This window comes from Mucilaginibacter ximonensis, from assembly GCF_042686265.1.
In the GTDB taxonomy this organism is placed as follows: Bacteria; Bacteroidota; Bacteroidia; order Sphingobacteriales; family Sphingobacteriaceae; genus Mucilaginibacter; species Mucilaginibacter ximonensis.
The window spans coordinates 1,388,752-1,410,478 of record NZ_JBHUPD010000002.1 but is presented as its reverse complement, the minus strand read 5'-3'; the positions used below and the strand labels follow the sequence as shown (position 1 = coordinate 1,410,478).

Below are 21,727 nucleotides of genomic sequence, written 5' to 3'. Positions count from 1 at the left end.
CAGCCTTTTCGCTTTTTCAAGCCCCGTCGTTTTGGGACTGCAAAGGTAGAAACTTTTTACTCTTTCGCAAAAATTATTTAAAATAATTTCTGAGCCTTCTCGTTTCCCGGTTTGGTTATCCGGCTATCACTAACCGCATCCCCTTAACCTCATCCTTTCAATTCAACAACCCAAAGCCTTTCGGCGTTTGCGGGCTGCAAAGGTACATTTTTTTAGTATATCTTCCAAAAATTATTTCAACTTTTTCCGATAATTCTTTTTGTACCTGCTTTTCAAAAAACGTCCGCCCTTTCTTCCTGAGCGGGTTGCAAATGTAGAAATATTCCGTCTTTTGGCAAAGAATTTCTTCACTTTTTTCAACAATGTTTATAACCTGCTGAAAAACAGAGATTATTAATCACATCGCTAGGCAAACAATTGGTAAACTTTGGATTTCGTATATTTGAAATCACATGCAAAACCATCAATTCCCAGCAAATTTCCTGGATTCTTTATCAAATGAGCCCGGATTTGATCGCCAAAATTTTATCGAAGCACATCAAAAAAGTGAGTCGCCTACATCAATCAGGCTCAATCCTTTTAAAAAAGCAGAATCAAAAACCGGGGAACAGGTACCCTGGTGCGCCGAGGGTTGGTATCTGGACACTCGTCCAAGCTTTACTTTCGACCCCTTATTTCATGCCGGCGCCTATTATGTACAGGAGGCATCGTCCATGTTTATTGCCCATATATTAAAATATATAAAGACTAACGAGCCAGTAAATGTGCTTGACCTTTGCGCCGCGCCAGGTGGAAAAAGCACTTTGTTAAATTCGGCTTTGACACCAGACAACCTTCTTGTAGCTAATGAGATCATTAAAACCCGCGTACCTATCCTGGCCGACAACCTGACGCGCTGGGGCACCGCCAATAGCATTGTCACTAACAATGACCCGAAGGATTTTGGCGGACTGACCGGCTTTTTCGATATCGTGCTGGTTGATGCCCCTTGCTCGGGCTCGGGCATGTTCCGTAAAGATCCGGAAGCGATGGACGAATGGAGCCCTGCCAACGTAAACCTGTGCCACCAGCGCCAGGAGCGTATTCTGGCAGATGTGTATCCTGCGCTGAGTGAAGATGGATACCTTATATATAGTACCTGCTCCTACTCTCACCAGGAAAATGAGGACGTGCTGGATTGGCTCTGCAGCACTTTTGCAGTTGAGAGCGTGCGCATACCTATAAATAGTGACTGGGGGATTGTCGAATCGCAATCGCCAGAGAAAAAAGCCTGGGGATATCGATTTTATCCCGGTAAGGTTAAAGGCGAGGGTTTATTTGCTTCTGTATTGCGTAAACGCGAAAGCAGCGGCAACCTTTCATCGACCAAAAGCAACAAAACGCAAAGTAACAAATCAGATAAGGAGCTTGATTTGATCAAACCTTACGTAAATGATCCGTCGGCTTATCACTTTTTTAAGGTAAATGATGACTGGTTGGCGATAAACAAGCAACATAAGGACAGCCTGAATATCCTGCAACAACATTTATATATTAAAAAATCGGGGGTGCGGATTGGCAGACTGGCCGGACGCGATGTGATACCTGACCATGAACTGGCGCAGAGCATCATTATAAATAAAGATGCCTTTGAGCAAACCGAGCTTAATTACGCCCAGGCAATAGAATACCTGCGCCGCGACAATTTAAATATTACCGAAGCTAAAAAAGGTTGGAGTTTGATGAATTTTGAAGGGCAGCCGCTAGGATGGGCAAAGCTATTGCCCAACAGGGTGAATAATTACTATCCGAAAGAGCTGAGGATTTTGACCTCTCCCCGACCCTCTGCAAAGGAGAGGGAGCTTTAACATTTACTTTTAACTCCAGGTTATTCAAAGCCCTCTCCTTTGGAGAGGATTTAGGAGAGGTTTGGCAAACCATATACTATATAATACTGTTAAAATTTAAACACAGTATATTTTATATAGTATGAAAGACATTGCTCAACGTTTTCCGGAAAATCCACTTTTATCGCCTATAGACCTTAAAGCAAGTGAGGATGGTTTGCAGATAATATGCCTCCTCAATCCGGGTGTATTTACTTTTGAAGGTAAAACCTGGTTAATAGTGCGCGTGGCAGAGAACGCGATACAAAAAGAAGGTTCTATATTTTTCCCGGTATTAAATGAGTTGGGTAAAACTGAGATAGTAGAGCTACCTTCTGAGCATCCGGAACTAATCACTACCGACCCGCGGGTGATACGATACATGGGTTTGGATTATCTGACCACACTATCGCACCTGCGTTTGCTTTGCAGCGATGATGGCATTCACTTTTATGAGCCGGAGGGGTATCCGCCGCTATTTGGCAAAGGCAATTTACAATCTTTCGGTATAGAAGATTGCCGGGTGACTTTTTTAGAGGATAAATATTATTTAACCTTTACAGCGGTTTCGGGCAATGGTGTCGGTGTGGGAATGCGCACCACCACCGACTGGAAAACTTTCCAGGATCATGGCATGATCATCCCCCCGCATAATAAAGATTGTACGATTTTTGAAGAAAAAATAAACGGACTATACTATTGCCTGCACCGGCCAAGCAGCGTAGATATTGGCGGTAACTATATCTGGCTTGCCGAATCGCCGGATGGATTACATTGGGGAAATCATAAATGTATTATAAAAACCCGGAAGGACAACTGGGATAGTCAGCGTGTGGGTGCTGGCGCAGCGCCCATAAAAACGGAGAAAGGTTGGCTGGAGATATACCATGGTGCCAATAAAGAACACCAATATTGCTTGGGCGCCTTTTTGATGGATCTGAATGATCCCTCTAAAGTGTTGGCCCGTACCGATGCACCAATCATGAAACCGACCGAGCCCTATGAGTTGAGCGGTTTTTTTGGCAATGTGGTATTTACCAACGGCCATATTGTAGATGGCGATACCGTTACTATATATTATGGTGCTTCGGATGAATTTGTTTGCGGAGCGAAGTTTTCGATTAGGGAGATATTGGGGGCGTTGATATATAATTAAAACTTTTGTCATTCTGAGCATAGCGAAGAATCTTATCAAAGCAGTTAGCAAGGCGCATAAGATTCTTCGCTCCGCTCAGAATGACAAGTGGCTATGACAAGTAAACTATATAACAAAAACGGCCGCCTTATTCAGGCAGCCGTTTTATATTTTAAGCCAAACTTACTTTCTCTTTCTTATTTACCGGCTGGGGCACTTTTACATAATAACCGGTACCATCATAAACGCGCTTGCGGGGATGCTCTTTGCAGGCATCGCTGCAGCAGCCTTCCATCGCAGTGCCGCATTCTTCACACTGGGTGAAATGCTCGTTACACTCCGGGTTGGCACAATTGATCATCTTTTCGGTAACCTTACCGCAGTTGTAGCAGGTTGAAATGGCTACTGGGTTAACGGTATTCACATCAACAGCCAGCCTGTTATCAAACACATAACATTTACCTTCAAAATCCTCGCCGCCGGCTTCTTTGCCGTATTTAATAATACCACCATGTAATTGGTATACATCTTTAAAACCTTCATGCAGCAATAAAGCCGACGCTTTTTCGCATTTAATACCACCGGTACAATAGGTAACTATCTTTTTGTCTTTGTATTTGGCCAGTTCGTTGATTTTGTCCGGGAAATCGCGAAAGTTCTCGATATCCAGCGTAATGGCGTTTTTAAATTTGCCCAGGTTATGTTCGTAGTTTGAGCGTACATCAAGAATCACCACATCTTCGGCGTTTTTCATATCCAAAAACTCCTTTGGTTCCAGGTATTTGCCTGTTTGAATTTGCGGGTTGATAATGTTCGGGTCGCGCAAGCCCGAATGAACGATCTCTTCTTTATAACGTACGTGCATTTTTACGAATGATGGCTCATCAACCTCATCAATCTTAAATTCAGTTGCGTTAAAGCGGCTATCAGCATGTACGGCTTCCATATAAGCTCTGCAAGCTTCGGGCGTTCCGGAAACGGTACCGTTCAGCCCTTCGCGCGCAACAATAATGCGGCCGGTTAGATTAAGCGATTTACAAAATTTTAAGTGGTCAGCGGCAAATTGCTCCGCATCTTCTATTGTGGTATAACAATAGTAAAGTAGTGTGTTGTACTGTGCCATAAATCATTGATGCCGCTGCAAACGGCGTTAAATGAGGCGCAAATTTAGCAATTTACTGGGAAGATTAAAGATTAGTTATTGAAGATTAGTGATCAAATTATTTTTTCGATATTGCACATGCCATTCATCCAACCAATCTTTAATCTTTAATAACCAATCTTTAACTACCTGATACCGTAAAATATCCTGATACCCTGGATATATTTTTTGTTTCCCGTGTATGACACACCGTAGTCGACACGGAAAATAAAGCGCTGCAGACCCACATAAAACTCCCGGTAATCTTTGTTATTTCGTTCAGTCAGGTAGTTGGCGCCTATAATTTCCTCCAATTTAAGCCGGCGTAAAAAACCGATGTTATTCAATATCGACCCGGCAAAATTGTGCTGATAATGCGCTTCGAGATAATAACTGTTAGCACTGAACTGGTAAAACGGCAGGAAATGGAAACTACCAACATAGGTTGGGTCGAATGTAGTACCCTGGTTACCTAAAAAATGATTGTAATCCATAAAATACAGCGCCTTGTTATTCAGGAAATCTCCCGCTTGAAGTTTGAAAGACGAGTAACCCATCAAGCCTACGCGAATTTTGCTTTGCGAGACATCGGCAGAAACAAAGTCATAGTCCGCATCTGAACCGAAAACGCCTGGAATGGCTTTACGATAATTTACCGTTAATGTCGGATATTTTGACGGCAGATAAATTTTGCCTGTAGGGCGGGTAATATATTGCTGATCGAAGGTAAACTTAAGTGATGTATTTATAGTTAAAGCCTGGTTTTGCGGGAACAATATCGAGCGGTCGTTTGCCGGCACCGAATCTGGAGCAAGCGGGTTATTAGATGTATAATGTCTGGTTTTCGATGTAAAAATATGCGCATATGAATTATTGAATAACTGCGTGCGATTTGCATATCCTAATGAGCCCCTGAATATGATACCGTTGGCCAACTCATGCATGTACCCAACGTCGCCGAACTCTGAACGGTAATATTTAACGTAGTTATTGTTACTTAACAGGGTACTCAGCGTATTAAAATAGAGCGAGCGTGTACCAACATTGTTCAGATCAAGAATATCAGTGCCGAAATTTGCAAACAGATGCCCCTCATGAAATGGATCATAAAAATAATACGAATGGATATTTGCACTTAGCAATTTGTCGGCGAAACCGTACCGCAAATTAGGAACGATACCAATGGTCTTAAAATCTTCCGAAGTATGAGACAGGCGCGCTTTCAGATTTAAGCCCAAACCTTCAACCGTATTGTAAAACAAGGTTTGGTTAAACGGATATACATACAGCGAATCTTTGCTTTGGCGGTCGGTTTTTGTAAAGCCAAAAACCAGATAGGGTAAAATGAGCACCCGGTTTTTACTTTTTTGCAGCGAATCAATATAAGGCTTCGTTTTTTGTAACCGCAGGATGCTGTCTTTCTTTTGGTAGTCGCGCGTCTCTTCGGCAGTTAATGGTATCGGCCGATTTTTAAACCAATAGCCGGCGTCTTTTGAATGGGCTGATGTGTCCAGGCGCAGAATTTCTCCATTAAAGTAACCGGGGGGAAAGGCGACGTTAAACTTATAGTTATTATACACGCCGATATAATATCCTTCAAACTTAAATCCTAAAACATCACCCAGATAATGATACTGAATAGAAGCAGGCATCCAGATATTGTCTTGCACCGGCACATATTGCTGACTGATATTCATGGTGTCTACCAGATTCAGCCGGTTAACTTTATTAGTCAACTGCAGGTCGACGCTGTAAATGCGCCAGTCGCCCTCAACAATATATATATAACCCGTGAAACTGTACTCACCGTCGCCTCTGCCGCTTACTCGGATCTTGTCAATAGTTCGGCCATTCTCAATGGTGGCGCCTTCAAGGTAATACCTGTAATAACTGAAAGCATTGTGTGCCACCGGCGATATAAATGCATGACTGCTCAATCCGTCTACTGTAAATACATTCTGGTAAAAATTAACCTGCAGGTCTGAGGCCTTGTTATAGCTAAATGTGGGGGAAATACCGGCTTCGCGCGATGATATAGTAATTTCTTTGACCTTACCGGGGCGTTGATAGTTATAATTTGATATGGACTCAGACTGATACAAAATCCCGTGACCATTACTGTCCAGATCCAGAACTCTTGATACACCATTGTCAAGCAACTTTTTCGGCGCCTTTATTAATTTTTGCATCCCCTTGACGTATACTGCCGCCGAGTATGAGTTTACTTCATTGAGATAATATTTGCGTTTAGCAATTACCTTGCGCATAATAACGCTGGCGGCTGTGTCACGATTATGTTTACCGACGATGTTTACCTTTTTAAGTTGAAAAACTTCATCTGCCATTTGCACGTTGTGAAGCACATCATGGTCTGTAATGATAATATGGTCTATCTGTTCCTTATAACCTACGTAACGATATATTACATCATACTCGCCGGCGCCCAGGCTAAACTTATAAACGCCTTGCATATTACTTGTTGTGCCATAAGTAGTATTACGAATATATATTGAAACGAATGATACCGGCGCACCACGCTGGTCTACCACATGCCCTGATAAAATATATTGCTGAGCCGACGCGCTGAAAGCAACGACGAATATGGATAATAGCGCAAGGAGTAAATATTTTTTCATCAATCCATCAAATAATGCTTAAATCTGATAAATGTTTGCTTTATCACACATTATTATTTAAAACCACACTGTTTTGGAGCTAAATGCGCTTTAATTTTTAATTTTGCAAAAATTGACTGAACAATGTACAACACACTAAAACCGGTTTTGCAACAGGAGCTTGCTGCAATAGAAGAAGCAGGCTTATACAAAAAAGAACGAGTTATCACCTCACCACAAGGTGCAGACATTACTGTACAAGGTGGCAAGGAAGTGATAAATTTTTGCGCTAACAACTACCTTGGCCTCTCCGGCGACCAACGCGTAATTGAGGCTGCAAAAAAAGCAATGGATACACATGGCTATGGCCTGTCATCCGTTCGCTTTATCTGCGGTACACAGGATATCCACAAAGAACTTGAAAAAAAGATAGCCGAGTTTTTAGGCACCGAGGACACTATATTATACGCAGCCGCTTTCGACGCTAACGGGGGTGTGTTTGAACCTTTATTTGATGCGCAGGATGCTATTATCTCTGACGAATTAAACCATGCATCGATCATTGACGGTGTGCGTTTGTGTAAAGCGCAACGCTATCGTTACAAACACGATAACATGGCCGACTTGGAAGCCAAGCTTCAGGAAAGTGCAAACCTGCGTCATCGCATTATTGTTACCGACGGCGCATTCTCAATGGACGGCACCATAGCTCAATTAGACAAGATCTGCGAGCTGGCCGAAAAATATAACGCCCTGGTGATGATCGACGAGAGCCATTGCTCAGGCTTTATGGGTAAAACCGGCCGCGGTACGCATGAGCATCATAATGTAATGGGTAAAATTGATATTATTACAGGCACTTTGGGTAAAGCCTTGGGGGGCGCATCGGGTGGTTTTACATCGGGCCGTAAAGAGATCATTGACATGCTGCGCCAGCGTTCAAGACCATATTTGTTTTCAAACACGCTGGCTCCGGCAATTACGGGCGCATCTATCGCCGTATTGGATATGCTGAGTGAAACCACACAACTACGCGACAAACTGGAAAGCAATACGCAATATTTCCGCAAAGCGATGACCGAAGCCTGCTTTGATATCAAACCAGGCGTACACCCTATAGTGCCGGTAATGCTGTACGATGCTAAGCTTGCGCAGGAGTTTGCCGCCAGGATGCTTGACGAAGGTATTTACGTAATCGGCTTTTACTACCCTGTGGTGCCACAAGGCAAGGCGCGTATACGGGTGCAAATCTCTGCAGCGCACGATCAGCACCATCTGGATAAAGCTATCGCCGCATTTACCAAGGTTGGTAAAGAGCTGGGCGTATTAAAATAATACGTATAGATTTTTTATATTTGTACGTATATTTATAAGTCATGGCAACTAAATTAACTTTAAGCGCAGATAAACAAACAGTTGAGTTAGCTAAAAGAATAGCTTCTGAGGATAATATTAGTGTGTCTAAACTTTTCAAGCAGCTTTTAAATGATTTCTCTAAAAAAAGAAAAAAAGAGGACCCATTACTGGAGCGGTATAAAACCATGGAGATATCCGAAGATATCAGATCACTCAGGGGGATATTGAAAGGTAAGGTTCAGGAGGACGTAGACTATAAGGACTTGAAATGGGAATATTTGAAGGAGCGGCATGGCTTATAAACATTTATTTATAGATAGCGATGTCATATTAGATATGTTAGTAGACCGACAACCGTTTTCTATATATGCTGAAATGCTCCTTGCCGAGCGAAAATTAAATGGAGTTACATTAAATACATCAGCGCTTATCATTGCTAATATTAATTACATTCTGACAAAGACTATCGGAAAGCAAGGCGCAAAAGACGGCGTAAAACAAATTTTAAAGCTATTGGAAGTACTCCCATTTGAAAAAGAGGATATCGAAAGTGCCATAAATGGTTCTTTCGCTGATTTTGAAGATGCTATTGAAAACCATATTGCGGTAAAGCATAATGCAGAAGCTATTATCACACGAAATATAAAGGATTATAAACAAGCTACTATACCGGTTTTAACGGCCGAACAATTCTTAAGAACATTATAATGCAACAACAAATAGATCAATATACCGCCGAAATCAATGCTTTCTCGCCTGCTAACGCAGATGAGCTGGAAACTTTCAGGATTAAATTTTTAGGTACCAAGGGGATCGTTAAAGATCTTTTTGAGCAATTTAAAACCGTAGGCCCTGAAGAAAAACGCACCTTTGGTAAGGTATTGAACCAGTTTAAGCAACTGGCCGAGGCGAAGTATAATGATCTGAAAGAAAATTTTGGTGCCGAGCAGGGCTCGCAAAAGTCTGATCAGGATTTGACCCTGCCGGGTGACAATTTCCAGGTCGGTTCCCGTCACCCGCTATCGCTGGTGCGTAACGAAATTATTGACATTTTTAAACGCCTGGGCTTTAATGTGGCTGAGGGCCCGGAGATTGAGGACGATTGGCATAACTTTTCGGCGCTTAACTTCCCTGAAGAGCACCCAGCCCGCGATATGCAGGATACCTTTTTTATTAAGAAAAATACCGGTAAAGATGATATCGCTTTGCGCACGCATACTTCGTCAGTACAGGTACGGATGATGGAGAATGGCAAACCGCCGTTTCGGGCTATCATGCCCGGCCGGGTTTACCGTAACGAAGCCATTTCTGCTCGTGCGCATTGCTTCTTTCACCAGGTGGAGGGTTTATATATTGACGAGAACGTTTCATTTGCCGATTTGAAGCAGACCTTGTATCACTTTGTTCAGGAATTATATGGCGAGGGTACTAAGGTACGTTTCCGTCCTTCATACTTCCCGTTCACTGAGCCATCTGCAGAGATGGATGTATCGTGCACCATTTGCAAGGGCGCAGGTTGCAACATGTGTAAATATAGTGGCTGGGTTGAAATTTTAGGCTGCGGCATGGTTGACCCGAACGTTTTGGAAAACTGTGGAATTGACAGTAAAAAATATACGGGTTTTGCTTTTGGCATGGGCATGGAACGTATTGCCAACCTGAAATATGTGATACGCGATTTGCGCTTATTTAGTGAAAACGATGAGCGTTTCCTGAAACAGTTTCAAACTGAAATTATATAGGACAATGGTAAAAAGATTAGGGATAATGGTATTTATAATTGCGCTGAACTGCCTATCGTGCGGTAAAGCAAGCGATTATGTCCCTAATGTATCTGTTAATTTCCAGATGGCCTTGACCGACCCGCGGCTGAATGCTTTACATAACACCGGCGGCGCTGTAATTATTAATGGTTATGGTGTTGCAGGATTAATTATTTACAGGCAGGCAACAGGCGGCTACGCCGCTTATGATCGTTGCAGCGCTTACTTGCCGCAAAATAAATGTGCTGTAACTTTAGATAACCCGACCCTAACGGTTACTGACCCATGCAGCGGTGCAAAGTGGCTTTTAGAAGACGGTACTCCTACCAAAGCGCCTGCAGTAAAATCATTGAAAGCGTATAGCGTAAATACCAATGGTTTTGAGATATTTGTACAGAACTGATCTACATGGAAGCCGAGAAAATTAAAGAAAGCATCAAACGCGCTGCGCAAGATCTGTTTCGCAAATTCGGGTACCATAAAACCAGTGTTAACGAGATTGCTAAACGGGCCAAAATTGCCAAAGCAACTATTTATAAATATTTTGAGAGCAAGGAGCATATTCTGCATACTTTGCTGATGGATTATATCCGCGTAAGCGTAGACGACCTCATCTTAACTAATACTGCTGAAATTGATGAAGAAGCTCATTTGAGCAATCTGATCATGAAAACCTGCCGGCTAAGCTATACCGTATGTAATGAATTTATAGGTTGGGACTTTATCCGCGAAAGCACTAACTCGCAGGATTTTTTAAAGAATTTAAGCAATGAGCTTGAAGAATTGCTGCTGGCCTCCTTTAACCGCTTAAAGGCAATCAGGCAAACAGACAACTTCCATCAGCGCATGCGTTTCCTGATTAAATGCAGTAAAAATATTGTGTTCAGTTTTGCATTCACATCGGTTAGTGATTCAGACGTTCGCAAAAACTTTGTTTCGTTTCAAAAAGAAATATTACCATACCTTGTAAAGGCGGCTATTACCATCTAAACCGGGCCGGGTTTTATGAATTTTAGCCTGCCGCAAAAGCACCCCAACCACCTGTAGTGTAATCTGAGCATTAATGTGATAAGGTTTAGGTTAACAATTTTAACTAAAAAAGTACTACCAACAGAATATTATTAGAAATCAGGTAATTATACCTGGTATCTTAATATAAGCGTCACGGAACATCGCTTTTGCATAATTTTTGTGATTGTCATTGGTGAATAATCAAAATCTGACAAAATTTTGATTAATGTTAAACCTATAACGTTAACTGTAGTCTTAAACAAAAATCCCCTTAAAACAATCACCATGAAAGCACTTAAATTTATCTTTATTGTGCCCGTAGCAATTGTTGCATTTGCAGTATCATGTAAAAAAGACAACGGCGCACAAAACAACACCGCTAAGGTTTCTACCGACGTAGCCGCCGACATGGCTGCCAGTGCGGTATCGGCCAATTCATTTGGTTTTGTAAGTATTGCCGACAACATCAGTTCAAATGCGCAGATTACCAGTTCTGCAAGCGGCCAGGCAACTAATTCAGTTACCACTAACACCGCGCATCAGGCTTGCGGCACTACCATTGCCGATAGCTTAAATTTTACGGGCAATAGCAATTCAGTTACTTTTAGCGCGTTTTATAAATTTACGCGCACCTTAAACTGCAATAATAACAACCCGGATAACGTAGTAACTACGGCGGTTTTCCGTGGCAGTTACGACGGACCTCGTATCTCGTCAACCGATGCCGGTACCGCTAATGTTACTATTGGTGGTTTAAGCAGCTCGGCTACTAGCTTTACCATAAACGGTGGTTATGACCGTAAAGGTTCATTTACCTCAAAGGTTGGTAACAAGGCAAGCGGCAGCAGCGAAGTGAACATCAGTATAAACAATGTTATATTAACTAAACCGCTGCGTAGCATTACCGGTGGTACGGCAGCCATTACCATTTCAGGAACTACCGCATCAGGGTCATTCAGTTTTACCGGCAACCTGGTGTTTAATGGCAATAATCAGGCTACTTTAACCGTAGGCACTTCTGTTTATATCATTAACACGCTTACCGGCGCTTACACCAAAAAATAATCAGTTAATACCTGTCTCCTCTACCTATAAAAGCAAACGCCCCTATTTGGGGCGTTTGTAGTTTATTGCCATTTAGTTTTGCTAAACATATGGGTTTTATCCGTTAATTATCAAGCAATTACTTGTAGTTCATTCATTTTATTCATTGTTTAACAACGTCAAGAAAGCTTGTTGCAATGTCCGTAATTTATTGTTTCCATACCGTTTATAAAAATGAATGTAGATGCCAAACTAAACGCAGTTGCCGCCAACGTAAAGAAACGCCGTAATGAATTACGCGTTTCACAAATGCAAATGGCCGATATGTTAAATATCACTCAAAATGCCTACAGTAAAATTGAAATGGCCAAAACCAAAATGTCGGTTGAGCGCCTTTATGAGATTGCCGACATCCTGAAAGTATCAGTAGCCGATTTGATGACAGTAAATGCTGCGACAATGCACCCGGCCAAACAGGTAGCTAACTCTTAGCCGGGTGCAAATGTAAATACTGATATTAACCGACAGATGGTTTGGCTGTAAATACAGTTTTATAGTATTTTAGATGGGCTATACATAAGAAAACATTCAATACCAATATACCTATACCCATAGGTGCACCTGCAGGCGCCAATATGGTATGAAATAAACAAATGTTAACACTGATAGGCAACAACACCAGCAAAAAGAAAGCAGTGTATCGGTTAATAAGCAAGAATAAACCACTTATTATTTCAATACTTTTTAAAAACTGAAAGAAATAACCAGACCCCCAAAGCCCACCTGAAAAGGCAGTAGCCTCTTTACTCATCGGCGGAGGAACCATGTGCAAAATCTGCGGGAAAAAGAAGTTTAAGCCAAATATTAAAAATATAAGTCCAAGTAAAACACGGGCTATTAATGCTGCAATTTTCATAATTTGTGATTTTATAGTTTAACTAAGTTTATGATTATAAGTTTGATAAAACTAAATGTTTAAACATTTAGTTTTATCATTAGTTTGTCATTAATACGGACGCAGATTAGCAAAGGTTAAGAACAGGTGCATTTATTTAAAGCTTGGCAATTACATCTATCAAAATAAATTACTTTTCTAAAACATTGGTGTTAACTTTAATCGTTATCAAAAAGGTAAATTTGTAAATGGCACGGATAATCTGCGCTGCCACGTTATAAACAACTAGTAATATGTCTGCAAACATTCAAAAAATAACATTGGGCGGCGGCTGCTTTTGGTGCACCGAAGCCGTTTTTCAAACTTTAAAGGGTGTACAGTCGGTAACTTCCGGGTATATGGGCGGCAAAACAAAAAATCCTACATATGAGCAAATCTGCACCGGCGCTACCGGCCATGCCGAAGTGATTGAAATAACGTATGATGCCGACCTGCTGAACCTCGACGAGCTATTACTGATTTTTTTCAAAACCCACGACCCGACAACGCTTAACCGCCAGGGGAATGATGTGGGTACGCAGTATCGTTCGGTAATATTTTATGAGACGCCTGACCAAAAAGAAAAAGCAGAGGCGATGATTAAACGCCTGACAGACGAACAGGTATTTGATAAGCCTATAGTTACCGAAATAAGCCCGGCGTCTGAGTTTTACAAGGCTGAAGATTATCATCAAAATTATTTCATGGATAACTCTATGAAGCCATATTGCGCCTTTGTAATACAGCCCAAGCTTAACAAGTTTGCCAAAGAGTTTACCGACAAGATCAAGCCAGAATTACTGTAAATGAAAAAACTGCTGTTGCTTTCGGGCTTATCGCTATTCTTTTTTATTGCGCGTGCGCAGGATACTCCTTTATCTACCGCTAATGCGGGCAAGGTGTGGTCGTCATTATACCAGCAACGTGCGGCCGAGTATAAAGCTTTGTGCTTTCAGGCCTACAATATTGCTAAACTGAGGCTAGACGAAGCATTACACCATAAGCATAAAAAGCCATTAGCTGTTGTGACGGATATTGACGAGACCTTATTAGATAACAGTCCGCTGGATGCAGTACGGGCCATCAACAATCAAGAATTTGATCTGAAAGCCTGGAAGCAATGGACCGCGAAGGGCGTTGCCGACACAGTTCCCGGAGCTCCGTCGTTTTTCAAATATGCTGCATCAAAAGATGTGGCTGTTTTTTACATTACTAACCGTGATGAGGACGAGCGCGAAGGCACTACAAAAAATCTGAAACGGTATCATCTGCCATTTGCAGATCAGGAGCACATTATCCTGAAACAAAATACATCAAGCAAAGAATACCGCCGCCTGCAGGTATTAAAAAAATATAATATTGTTTTATTATGTGGCGATAACCTGCCCGATTTTGATGCAATTTATGATAACAAGCCGTCTGAAGATAATCGGATGGCTGCTACAGAAAAATTGAAGAAGCAATTTGGCAGCAAGTATATAGTGATCCCAAACCCCTCATATGGCGATTTTGAGAATGCCATTTTTAATTATAATTACAAATTAACAGGCGCTCAAAAAGATTCCGTTATCCGCTCGCTGATTAAGCTCGATAAATCGTTGTAAATAAGTTGTTAAGTTTGCGTTAACCATGGTTTTGGTTATTATGTTTATGTATTTTTGAGGTTCAGTCACTCAAACAAACCATGAAACGTAACCTATTATTTGGCTTTGCAGCCTTATTTGCAACCGCATTATCAGCACAGGCACAGCTTCCGGGTAAAATAGTACAAACCGGTCAGGTATTACTGCCCAACGGGTGGAAATTAAGCCCTGCCGGCACCTCATTGCCGTTGGGCGATTTACCTCTTAATATCCAGCTGTCAAATTCGGGCAAAGTGCTGGCGGTTACCAATAACGGTCAAAGCACGCAGTCTATTCAACTCATCGACCCCGTAAATGAAAAATTGATTGATGAAAAAGTAATAGGCAAGCTATGGTATGGTTTGCAGTTTAGCCATGACGACAAGCACCTGTATGCCTCAGGTGGTAATGATAACTGGATTATCGACTTCGCCATTAAAAACAATAAATTAATACCAGCCGATACCATAAAACTGGCACCGCATGCTTACCCAAAAGATAAAGTTTGCGCTACCGGTATCGCGGTAAATAAAGCCAATACTTTGTTGTATACGGTTACCAAAGAGGACAACAGCTTATATATTATTGATCTTAATACCCGCAAAGTAAAGTCGAGCATAAAACTAAAAGCCGAGGCCTACAGTTGCCTGTTATCGCCTGATGAAAAAACTTTGTATATCTCTGTTTGGAACGGTGGCGAAGTTGCGTGCTACAACACAGCTACCGGCGCTATAACCAGCATCACTGTAGGCAACCACCCTAACGAGCTGTTATTAAATAAAAAGGGCACCCGTTTATTTGTTGCCAACGCCAATGATAACTCAGTATCCATCATTAATACCGCTACAAAAAAAATAACCGAAGTTGTTTCGACATCGCTGTTCCCTACCCACCTTACCGGCTCAACCACCAATGGTCTGGCTTTATCGGCCGATGAAAAAACGCTTTACATTGCTAATGCCGACAATAATTGCCTGGCAGTATTTGATGTAAGCAAACCGAGCGCAAGCCAAAGCCGCGGCTTTATTCCGGTAGGCTGGTACCCTACTAATGTTAAAACTTTAGGTAAAAAAATATTGGTATCAAATGGCAAAGGCTTTACGTCAATGGCTAATCCGGATGGACCGATGCCTATTAAACGCCCGGACAACAGCGGCGTGCACAAAGGCAACACCAATACAAAAGAGCAATATATTGCAGGTTTGTTTAAAGGTACATTATCGTTCATCAACACGCCGACGCCAGGGCAGCTAAAAATTTTCACCAAACAGGTATATGCCAACACGCCATTTACCGGCAAAAAAGAAAAAACGGCTCCGGGCATTGCCGGCAACCCTATCCCACGCAGCAAGACTGATAAATCTCCGATTAAACATATCTTCTATATCATCAAAGAAAACCGCACTTACGACCAGGTTCTGGGCGATATGCCCAAAGGCAACGGCGACACCTCATTATGCATATTCGGCGCCAAAATTACGCCCAACCTTCATGCCATGGCTAATGAATTTGTGCTGGCCGATAATTTTTACGTAGATGCTGAAGTAAGCGCCGATGGCCATAACTGGAGCATGGCAGCTTACGCTACCGATTATATTGAAAAGACCTGGCCAACCTATTACAGCAGCCGCGGCGGCGACTATGGCAGCGAGGGCGTGCGTACCGCTGTCGACCCGCGAGATGGCTATATTTGGGATTATTGTAAACGTGCCGGCGTAAGTTATCGTAGCTACGGCGAATTTGCAGCTTACGGCAAAACTACCATCAAAGCTTTAGAAGGCCATATGTGTGTACAAACACCCGGCTTTGACCTCAACATTACCGACCGTTTCCGCGAGCAAGTATGGGAGCATGATTTTGACTCGTTATTAAACAGAAATGAGGTGCCCGCCCTTAATATTGTGCGTATGGGCAATGATCATACCAGCGGACAGAAAAAAGGCGCCATATCTATTTTAAGCGCTGTTGCCGATAACGATCAGGGCGTAGGTATGTTGCTTGAACATTTATCGCACAGCAAGATCTGGAAAGAATCGGTTGTTTTTGTTTTGGAGGATGACGCGCAAAACGGGTCAGACCATATCGATGCGCACCGCTCGCCGGTTTATGTTGCCGGCCCGTGGGTAAAACGCGATGCTGTTATTCATGGCATGTATTCAACGTCCGGCGTTTTACGCACTATGGAGTTGATATTAGGCCTGCCGCCAATGAGCCAGTATGATGCAGCCGCAATGCCGCTGTATGATTGCTTTACCTCGACGCCCGATTTTAAACCATACGAGTTAAAACCAGCGCAAATAGACCTGGAAAAACGCAATGTTGCCGTAAATAAAAGCAGCAAAATATCAGACACCTTTAACCTGACTAATGAGGACAAGGTACCAGACCTGTTATTAAACGAAATAATCTGGAAGGGTGTTAAAGGCGAAGATGCTGTAATGCCTGCGCCAAGGCGCAGCGCTTTTGTAATACTGGAACAGAAAAAGAAAGATGACGACGATTAATATTTAAACCAAACAGGATGACGATTAGCGTGTTAGTACAGATTATGAATTGTTGAGCCCGCGGAGCAAAGCGTTATTCAATTTATATTGATAATTTTATCCGGAGCGAGCCTGAATTTAACAGGAAACATCAAAAATAACCGTACCAATGACAATTATCGAGAATGACCTTTTTAAAGTAGCCATACGCAACCAGGGTGGCGAGTTAACTTCGTTTATTAATAAAGCTACAGGTGTTGAGCACCTCTGGCAAGCCGATCCGGCTGTTTGGCCATGGCACGCGCCCAACCTGTTCCCTATCGTTGGTCAACTTATCGACAATAAATTATCAGTAGATGGTAAGGAATATGAGTTGCCGCGTCATGGCTTTAACCGTACTACAGAATTGTTGCTGCTAAAATCAGACGAACAATCGGCCTGGTTCTCGCTGCCTTATAACGAAACCACACTGAGCAAGTATCCTTATAAATTTGATTTCCAGATTCATTATGATTTGGTTGACGATGCCTTACGCATTACCTATAAACTGATCAACCTGGACAAAAAACCAATATATTTCTCTGTCGGCGGCCACCCGGCATTTAACGTACCTTTTAATAAAGGCGAGAATTACGAAGATTATTACCTCGAATTTGAGATAGATGAGAAACTGGAAACACATTTATTATCTGCCGATGGCTTATTTAATGGCGAAACCGAGCCAGTTGCTACTGAAAAAGGCAAGCTGTTTTTAACCCGTCATTTATTTGATAAGGATGCGTTGGTATTTAAAAACCTGCGATCGCGCGTGGTAACTATTAAAAGCACTAAGCATGACCAGACGCTAACTGTAGAGTTCCCGCATTTTAACTACCTGGGCATATGGGCCAAACCGGGGGCTGATTTTGTCTGCATTGAGCCATGGCTGGGTTGCGCCGACAGTGTTGACAAACATGTTGACATTAGTAAAAAAGAAGCGATACAGAAATTACAGGTTGGCCACGTTTTTGAGGGTGCTTTCTTTATAAGTGCATAACCCCAAAAATCATGACCACTTCTACCCAGAGATTTAGTAATCGCGTAGCTAACTATGTAAAATACCGACCGGGTTACCCGGACGAGGTATTGGAATTTTTAAAAGAAAAAGCCGGCCTTACCACCGGCTCCATAATTGCCGATGTGGGCTCAGGGACCGGTATTTTCACCAGGCTTTTGTTAGATAAAGGCTATCATGTGCTTGCCGTTGAGCCTAATGAAGCCATGCGTGAAAACTCTGTAAAGCAATTAAGCAGCTACCAAAACTTTAAGGCTATAAATGGCACGGCCGAAGTCACCACACTTGAACCGCATAGTGTTGACCTGGTGGTTTGTGCACAGGCTTTTCACTGGTTTAACCAGGCGGCAGCCAAAACAGAGTTTAAACGGATATTAAAGGCTGGAGGGCAGGTGGCGCTAATCTGGAATAACCGCCAGGTTGAGTATGATGAGTTTGCAGTAGCCTATGAAACATTATTGCTGCAGCAGGCAACAGATTATGCCGAGGTAAATCATCGTAATTTAACTGATGTGGATTTTTCCAACTTCTTTAAAAACGGCAAATATCAACTCGGTAAATATTTAAACATTCAGGTTTTGGATGAAGATGGATTGGTAGGCCGGGCATTTTCGTCATCATACATCCCGCCAAAGGATACCGAAGCAGGGCAAGTTTTCCTTACAGACCTTCAGCAACTATTTCAGCAATATCAAGTTGATGGTACCGTAGATTTTGTGTACCAAACCGAAGTATATTCAGGAAAGGTATAGCATTTTGCTACACCTTTCCAATTCCTAAAACAACCCCAGCTGGCCGCTATCGTCTATATCGATGTCGTCCGGATTGGTGATCTCGAAGTCGATTTTTTTGGCCGGCGCTGATTCTGGCTGAGCCTGCGGGGCTGCTGATTCTTCAGTAGGCGTTAAAGGCTCGTCTATTTCATCGTCTGAAGCATTTACAGCAGCAGTTGGGGCTTCGTCGGCTTCTTTTTTATCTTCAGGGGTAATAACAATCTCTGTGTCGGCAATGGCCTCTGGTGTTGGGTCCGGCACATCCTGTTCGTCGTCATGCTCGGTTTCAAGCGTTACACTTTGTACAGCATGTACCGATAGCCTATTCCCCATGGCTTTCATCCCTTTTACATCGATCAGATCGGCCAGGTTTAATTCAACGGTTTCAGGAGTTTTGCCGGCGCCTTTCAACTGGTCAATCTTAACCACCACTTGCGACGCGCCGGATATTACGACCATTTTAGAACCACTTTCTTCGCTAATAACACTCGTTTGTTTGCCAAGGGCTATGTTATCAAACACAAAGCGTTTTACCAGGTAGTTTTTTGATTTACCGTCGTAGTGTACCATCGAGTAAACTTTTTCAGGATTGTATTTCTCGATAATCACCATCTTATCGTCAAAGTGATTATTGAGGTCGAAGTTGGTAAGTTCATATACCCCGTTTGAGAACACATTCAGGATACGGTCATCCCCGTCAAACTCACCCAGATATTTACCCCGGCCATCAACATTCAGGCGTTTTAATATTTCGTCATACCATATTTTACGGCCGGCCAACGTAGATAAACCTTTGCTTTTCAGCACGATTTTTTTAACCGGGTACTTGGTAATAATATTACCCATTGAGCCGCGCCCTTTAATAGCCAGTTGTGCAAAATCCTCATCAAACTGCAGTTTTTTCAGCTTTTGATGAGGCTTGAGCTGTACGTTTACAATCTCGGCCTCGCCGTTAGGGTTGGCAGAGAAGTACAGCACTTTTGAAGCTTTACCGCCTTTTGTCAGGTCATATTCCTTATCGCGGGTTACGCCGGTTACGGCAAAACGTTTGATGTAGCTGATGCCGCTCGGGCCGTCTTTGTAAATCATGTTGTAGATGGTACGCTCGTCGTTTTTCTTGAATACCGCAACATGAATTATCCCCTTGCCTACAAATACCTTCTCCTGTACCTTGGTGACGATACATTTACCATCCTCGCGGAATACAATAATTTCGTCGATATCTGAGCAGTCGCCTACATATTCATCTTTGCGCAAGCCGGTACCAATGAAACCGTCTTCACGATTAACATACAGTTTTACGTTTGCCAGCGCAACCTGGGCTGCTTCCACCTTATCAAAAGTGCGCAGTTCAGTTTTTCGCTCGCGGCCTTTACCGTATTTCTCTTTTAGTTTCTCAAACCAATCGATAGTATATTCGGTAAGGTGTTTAAGATGATGTTTTACCGTTTTGATCTCAGCCTCCAGATTTTTGATCTGTTCGTCGGTTTTCTTAACGTCAAAACGGGTGATGCTGCTCATCGGTTTATCGATAAGCTTTTTATAGTCGTCTGCGATGATCTCGCGATAAAACTGCGGCAAGAAGGGTTCAAATAAACGGTTCAATACCACCAGCACCTCGTCAAAATTTGATGAGCCCTCATAGTCAGGATGTTTGTACATCCCTTCCTGAATAAATATCTTGAGTAATGAGCTGAAGAATATCTTCTCCATCAAATCTTTTAATTTGATCTGCAATTCCTGCTTCAGCAATTCGCGCGTATTGTTGGTACTTTCTACCAGCATCTCGTTCACGCTGATAAACCGGGGCTTATCGTCCTGGATAACGCAGGTGTTGGGAGATATAGAAACTTCGCAATCGGTAAAAGCATACAGGGCATCAATCGTCACATCGGGCGATATACCCGGCGCCAGGTGGATAACGATCTCAACATTTTGAGCTGTATTATCCTCTATCTTTTTGATCTTGATCTTACCTTTATCATTAGCCGATATCACACTGTCAATTAAGCTACCTGTAGTGGTAGTAAAGGGTATTTCAGTAATGGCCAGCGTCTTTTTATCGCGTTCAACAATTTTGGCCCGAACCCGCACACGGCCGCCGCGCTGGCCTTCGTTATAACCCGAGGTATCGGCCAAACCGCCGGTCGGGAAGTCAGGCACCAGGTTAGGCATTTCGCCTTTAAGGTAAGCTACAGAGGCGTCCAAAAGCTCGATAAAGTTGTGCGGTAAAATTTTGGTAGCCAAACCTACCGCAATACCTTCGGCCCCCTGAGCCAACAGTAACGGAAATTTTATGGGTAAGGTAATGGGCTCTTTATTACGGCCGTCGTAACTGGCTTGCCAAACCGTAGTGTCAGGGTTAAAAACAACCTCCAACGCAAATTTTGACAAACGCGCCTCGATATAACGCGGTGCCGCCGCCGAATCGCCGGTTACCGGGTCGCCCCAGTTACCCTGGCAGTCTATCAGCAGGTTTTTTTGACCTATTTGCACCATAGCGTCGCCAATTGAAGCGTCGCCATGCGGGTGATACTTCATGGTGTTACCGATGACGTTGGCGGCTTTGTTATAACGGCCGTCGTCCATTTCTTTAAGCGAATGCAGAATACGGCGCTGTACAGGCTTTAAACCGTCATTAATATGCGGAACCGCACGATCTAAAATTACATACGAGGCATAGTCCAGGAACCAGTTTTCATACAGCCCGTCGAGTGAGGTAACGTTGTGTATTTTTTCGTCGTTATTTTCAGGAATCGCGTTTTCGTTCAGATCTTCACTCATTACTTAACAAAAATTATTTGGATGGGTAAATATAGGCAAATGCACGCGCCTGCCCATGTCTGTGATATGGGATTTTATACACATTTAGCAGGTTTTACACCGTGCAAAAGCCCTAACTCGCTGTTTACCTGAAATAATATTTATTTT

At 42.7% G+C, this 21,727-nt stretch carries 19 protein-coding genes; 15 read left to right on the top strand and 4 right to left on the bottom strand.

Going from position 1 to position 21,727, the window contains the following annotated elements; translation table 11 throughout:
* Positions 1-452 precede the first annotated feature (452 nt).
* Both ACFS5N_RS13810 and ACFS5N_RS13805 read left to right on the top strand, forming a co-directional pair.
* The gene (locus tag ACFS5N_RS13810) at positions 453-1,847 is read left to right on the top strand and encodes a methyltransferase RsmF C-terminal domain-like protein (RefSeq protein ID WP_377186522.1); all 1,395 of its coding nucleotides are present in this window, start codon (positions 453-455) and stop codon (positions 1,845-1,847) included.
* A gap of 121 nt (positions 1,848-1,968) precedes the next feature.
* A complete protein-coding gene (locus ACFS5N_RS13805) occupies positions 1,969-3,021 on the top strand; it encodes a glycoside hydrolase family 130 protein (protein WP_377186519.1) in 1,053 nt (350 codons plus the stop codon).
* 151 nt (positions 3,022-3,172) lie between these two features.
* Here ACFS5N_RS13805 and trhO read toward each other — a convergent pair whose 3' ends face one another.
* Together trhO and ACFS5N_RS13795 are read right to left on the bottom strand one after the other, a co-directional pair.
* Positions 3,173-4,123: an oxygen-dependent tRNA uridine(34) hydroxylase TrhO gene (trhO, locus tag ACFS5N_RS13800; RefSeq protein ID WP_377186516.1), complete on the bottom strand. Its 951-nt coding sequence runs from the start codon at positions 4,121-4,123 to the stop codon at positions 3,173-3,175.
* Positions 4,124-4,287: 164 nt separating this feature from the next.
* Positions 4,288-6,777 (bottom strand): DUF5686 family protein, encoded by a 2,490-nt coding sequence (locus tag ACFS5N_RS13795; protein WP_377186513.1) that lies wholly within the window; start codon positions 6,775-6,777, stop codon positions 4,288-4,290.
* A gap of 123 nt (positions 6,778-6,900) precedes the next feature.
* Here ACFS5N_RS13795 and kbl point away from each other — a divergent pair, with 123 nt between their 5' ends.
* From kbl to ACFS5N_RS13755, 8 genes are all read left to right on the top strand, one after another.
* Positions 6,901-8,091: a glycine C-acetyltransferase gene (gene kbl / locus ACFS5N_RS13790; protein WP_377186510.1), complete on the top strand. Its 1,191-nt coding sequence runs from the start codon at positions 6,901-6,903 to the stop codon at positions 8,089-8,091.
* A gap of 41 nt (positions 8,092-8,132) precedes the next feature.
* On the top strand, positions 8,133-8,414 hold the full coding sequence (locus ACFS5N_RS13785; RefSeq protein WP_377186508.1) for a DUF6364 family protein: 282 nt from the start codon (positions 8,133-8,135) through the stop codon (positions 8,412-8,414).
* Positions 8,404-8,820 (top strand): PIN domain-containing protein, encoded by a 417-nt coding sequence (locus tag ACFS5N_RS13780; protein ID WP_377186505.1) that lies wholly within the window; start codon positions 8,404-8,406, stop codon positions 8,818-8,820. Before ACFS5N_RS13785 ends, ACFS5N_RS13780 begins: the two co-directional genes overlap by 11 nt.
* A complete protein-coding gene (pheS, locus tag ACFS5N_RS13775; RefSeq protein WP_377186502.1) occupies positions 8,820-9,854 on the top strand; it encodes a phenylalanine--tRNA ligase subunit alpha in 1,035 nt (344 codons plus the stop codon). The genes ACFS5N_RS13780 and pheS overlap by 1 nt, the downstream gene beginning before the upstream one ends.
* A gap of 4 nt (positions 9,855-9,858) precedes the next feature.
* A complete protein-coding gene (locus ACFS5N_RS13770) occupies positions 9,859-10,278 on the top strand; it encodes a hypothetical protein (protein WP_377186499.1) in 420 nt (139 codons plus the stop codon).
* Between the two features lie 5 nt (positions 10,279-10,283).
* A complete protein-coding gene (locus tag ACFS5N_RS13765) occupies positions 10,284-10,865 on the top strand; it encodes a TetR/AcrR family transcriptional regulator (RefSeq protein WP_377186496.1) in 582 nt (193 codons plus the stop codon).
* A gap of 306 nt (positions 10,866-11,171) precedes the next feature.
* A complete protein-coding gene (locus tag ACFS5N_RS13760) occupies positions 11,172-11,951 on the top strand; it encodes a hypothetical protein (protein WP_377186493.1) in 780 nt (259 codons plus the stop codon).
* A gap of 213 nt (positions 11,952-12,164) precedes the next feature.
* On the top strand, positions 12,165-12,422 hold the full coding sequence (locus tag ACFS5N_RS13755) for a helix-turn-helix domain-containing protein (RefSeq protein ID WP_377186490.1): 258 nt from the start codon (positions 12,165-12,167) through the stop codon (positions 12,420-12,422).
* 25 nt (positions 12,423-12,447) lie between these two features.
* Here ACFS5N_RS13755 and ACFS5N_RS13750 read toward each other — a convergent pair whose 3' ends face one another.
* Positions 12,448-12,846, bottom strand: a complete 399-nt coding sequence (locus tag ACFS5N_RS13750) for a hypothetical protein (RefSeq protein ID WP_377186487.1) — start codon at positions 12,844-12,846, stop codon at positions 12,448-12,450.
* A 272-nt stretch (positions 12,847-13,118) separates the two neighbouring features.
* Between ACFS5N_RS13750 and msrA the strand changes: the two genes are divergently transcribed.
* The 5 genes from msrA to ACFS5N_RS13725 all read left to right on the top strand — a co-directional run bounded on the left by msrA (position 13,119) and on the right by ACFS5N_RS13725 (position 18,775).
* Positions 13,119-13,670: a peptide-methionine (S)-S-oxide reductase MsrA gene (gene msrA / locus ACFS5N_RS13745; RefSeq protein ID WP_377186484.1), complete on the top strand. Its 552-nt coding sequence runs from the start codon at positions 13,119-13,121 to the stop codon at positions 13,668-13,670.
* On the top strand, positions 13,671-14,468 hold the full coding sequence (locus tag ACFS5N_RS13740) for a 5'-nucleotidase, lipoprotein e(P4) family (protein WP_377186481.1): 798 nt from the start codon (positions 13,671-13,673) through the stop codon (positions 14,466-14,468).
* 80 nt (positions 14,469-14,548) lie between these two features.
* The gene (locus tag ACFS5N_RS13735; protein WP_377186479.1) at positions 14,549-16,990 is read left to right on the top strand and encodes a bifunctional YncE family protein/alkaline phosphatase family protein; all 2,442 of its coding nucleotides are present in this window, start codon (positions 14,549-14,551) and stop codon (positions 16,988-16,990) included.
* Positions 16,991-17,138: 148 nt separating this feature from the next.
* Positions 17,139-18,005 (top strand): aldose 1-epimerase family protein, encoded by an 867-nt coding sequence (locus ACFS5N_RS13730; RefSeq protein ID WP_377186476.1) that lies wholly within the window; start codon positions 17,139-17,141, stop codon positions 18,003-18,005.
* Positions 18,006-18,016: 11 nt separating this feature from the next.
* Positions 18,017-18,775, top strand: coding sequence for a class I SAM-dependent methyltransferase (locus tag ACFS5N_RS13725; protein ID WP_377186473.1), 759 nt, complete (start codon positions 18,017-18,019; stop codon positions 18,773-18,775).
* 24 nt (positions 18,776-18,799) lie between these two features.
* On the opposite strand, the gene ACFS5N_RS13720 is transcribed toward ACFS5N_RS13725, so the two are convergent.
* A complete protein-coding gene (locus tag ACFS5N_RS13720) occupies positions 18,800-21,580 on the bottom strand; it encodes a DNA gyrase/topoisomerase IV subunit A (RefSeq protein ID WP_377186470.1) in 2,781 nt (926 codons plus the stop codon).
* Positions 21,581-21,727: the final 147 nt, after the last annotated feature.

Excerpts from the sequence above, each read along its gene's own strand:
- ACFS5N_RS13810 (WP_377186522.1), top strand. The coding sequence starts at position 453 with ATGCAAAACCATCAATTCCCAGCAAATTTCCTGGATTCTTTATCAAAT.
- ACFS5N_RS13805 (WP_377186519.1), top strand. The coding sequence starts at position 1,969 with ATGAAAGACATTGCTCAACGTTTTCCGGAAAATCCACTTTTATCGCCT.
- trhO (WP_377186516.1), bottom strand. The coding sequence starts at position 4,123 with ATGGCACAGTACAACACACTACTTTACTATTGTTATACCACAATAGAA.
- ACFS5N_RS13795 (WP_377186513.1), bottom strand. The coding sequence starts at position 6,777 with ATGAAAAAATATTTACTCCTTGCGCTATTATCCATATTCGTCGTTGCT.
- kbl (WP_377186510.1), top strand. The coding sequence starts at position 6,901 with ATGTACAACACACTAAAACCGGTTTTGCAACAGGAGCTTGCTGCAATA.
- ACFS5N_RS13785 (WP_377186508.1), top strand. The coding sequence starts at position 8,133 with ATGGCAACTAAATTAACTTTAAGCGCAGATAAACAAACAGTTGAGTTA.
- ACFS5N_RS13780 (WP_377186505.1), top strand. The coding sequence starts at position 8,404 with ATGGCTTATAAACATTTATTTATAGATAGCGATGTCATATTAGATATG.
- pheS (WP_377186502.1), top strand. The coding sequence starts at position 8,820 with ATGCAACAACAAATAGATCAATATACCGCCGAAATCAATGCTTTCTCG.
- ACFS5N_RS13770 (WP_377186499.1), top strand. The coding sequence starts at position 9,859 with ATGGTAAAAAGATTAGGGATAATGGTATTTATAATTGCGCTGAACTGC.
- ACFS5N_RS13765 (WP_377186496.1), top strand. The coding sequence starts at position 10,284 with ATGGAAGCCGAGAAAATTAAAGAAAGCATCAAACGCGCTGCGCAAGAT.
- ACFS5N_RS13760 (WP_377186493.1), top strand. The coding sequence starts at position 11,172 with ATGAAAGCACTTAAATTTATCTTTATTGTGCCCGTAGCAATTGTTGCA.
- ACFS5N_RS13755 (WP_377186490.1), top strand. The coding sequence starts at position 12,165 with ATGAATGTAGATGCCAAACTAAACGCAGTTGCCGCCAACGTAAAGAAA.
- ACFS5N_RS13750 (WP_377186487.1), bottom strand. The coding sequence starts at position 12,846 with ATGAAAATTGCAGCATTAATAGCCCGTGTTTTACTTGGACTTATATTT.
- msrA (WP_377186484.1), top strand. The coding sequence starts at position 13,119 with ATGTCTGCAAACATTCAAAAAATAACATTGGGCGGCGGCTGCTTTTGG.
- ACFS5N_RS13740 (WP_377186481.1), top strand. The coding sequence starts at position 13,671 with ATGAAAAAACTGCTGTTGCTTTCGGGCTTATCGCTATTCTTTTTTATT.
- ACFS5N_RS13735 (WP_377186479.1), top strand. The coding sequence starts at position 14,549 with ATGAAACGTAACCTATTATTTGGCTTTGCAGCCTTATTTGCAACCGCA.
- ACFS5N_RS13730 (WP_377186476.1), top strand. The coding sequence starts at position 17,139 with ATGACAATTATCGAGAATGACCTTTTTAAAGTAGCCATACGCAACCAG.
- ACFS5N_RS13725 (WP_377186473.1), top strand. The coding sequence starts at position 18,017 with ATGACCACTTCTACCCAGAGATTTAGTAATCGCGTAGCTAACTATGTA.
- ACFS5N_RS13720 (WP_377186470.1), bottom strand. The coding sequence starts at position 21,580 with ATGAGTGAAGATCTGAACGAAAACGCGATTCCTGAAAATAACGACGAA.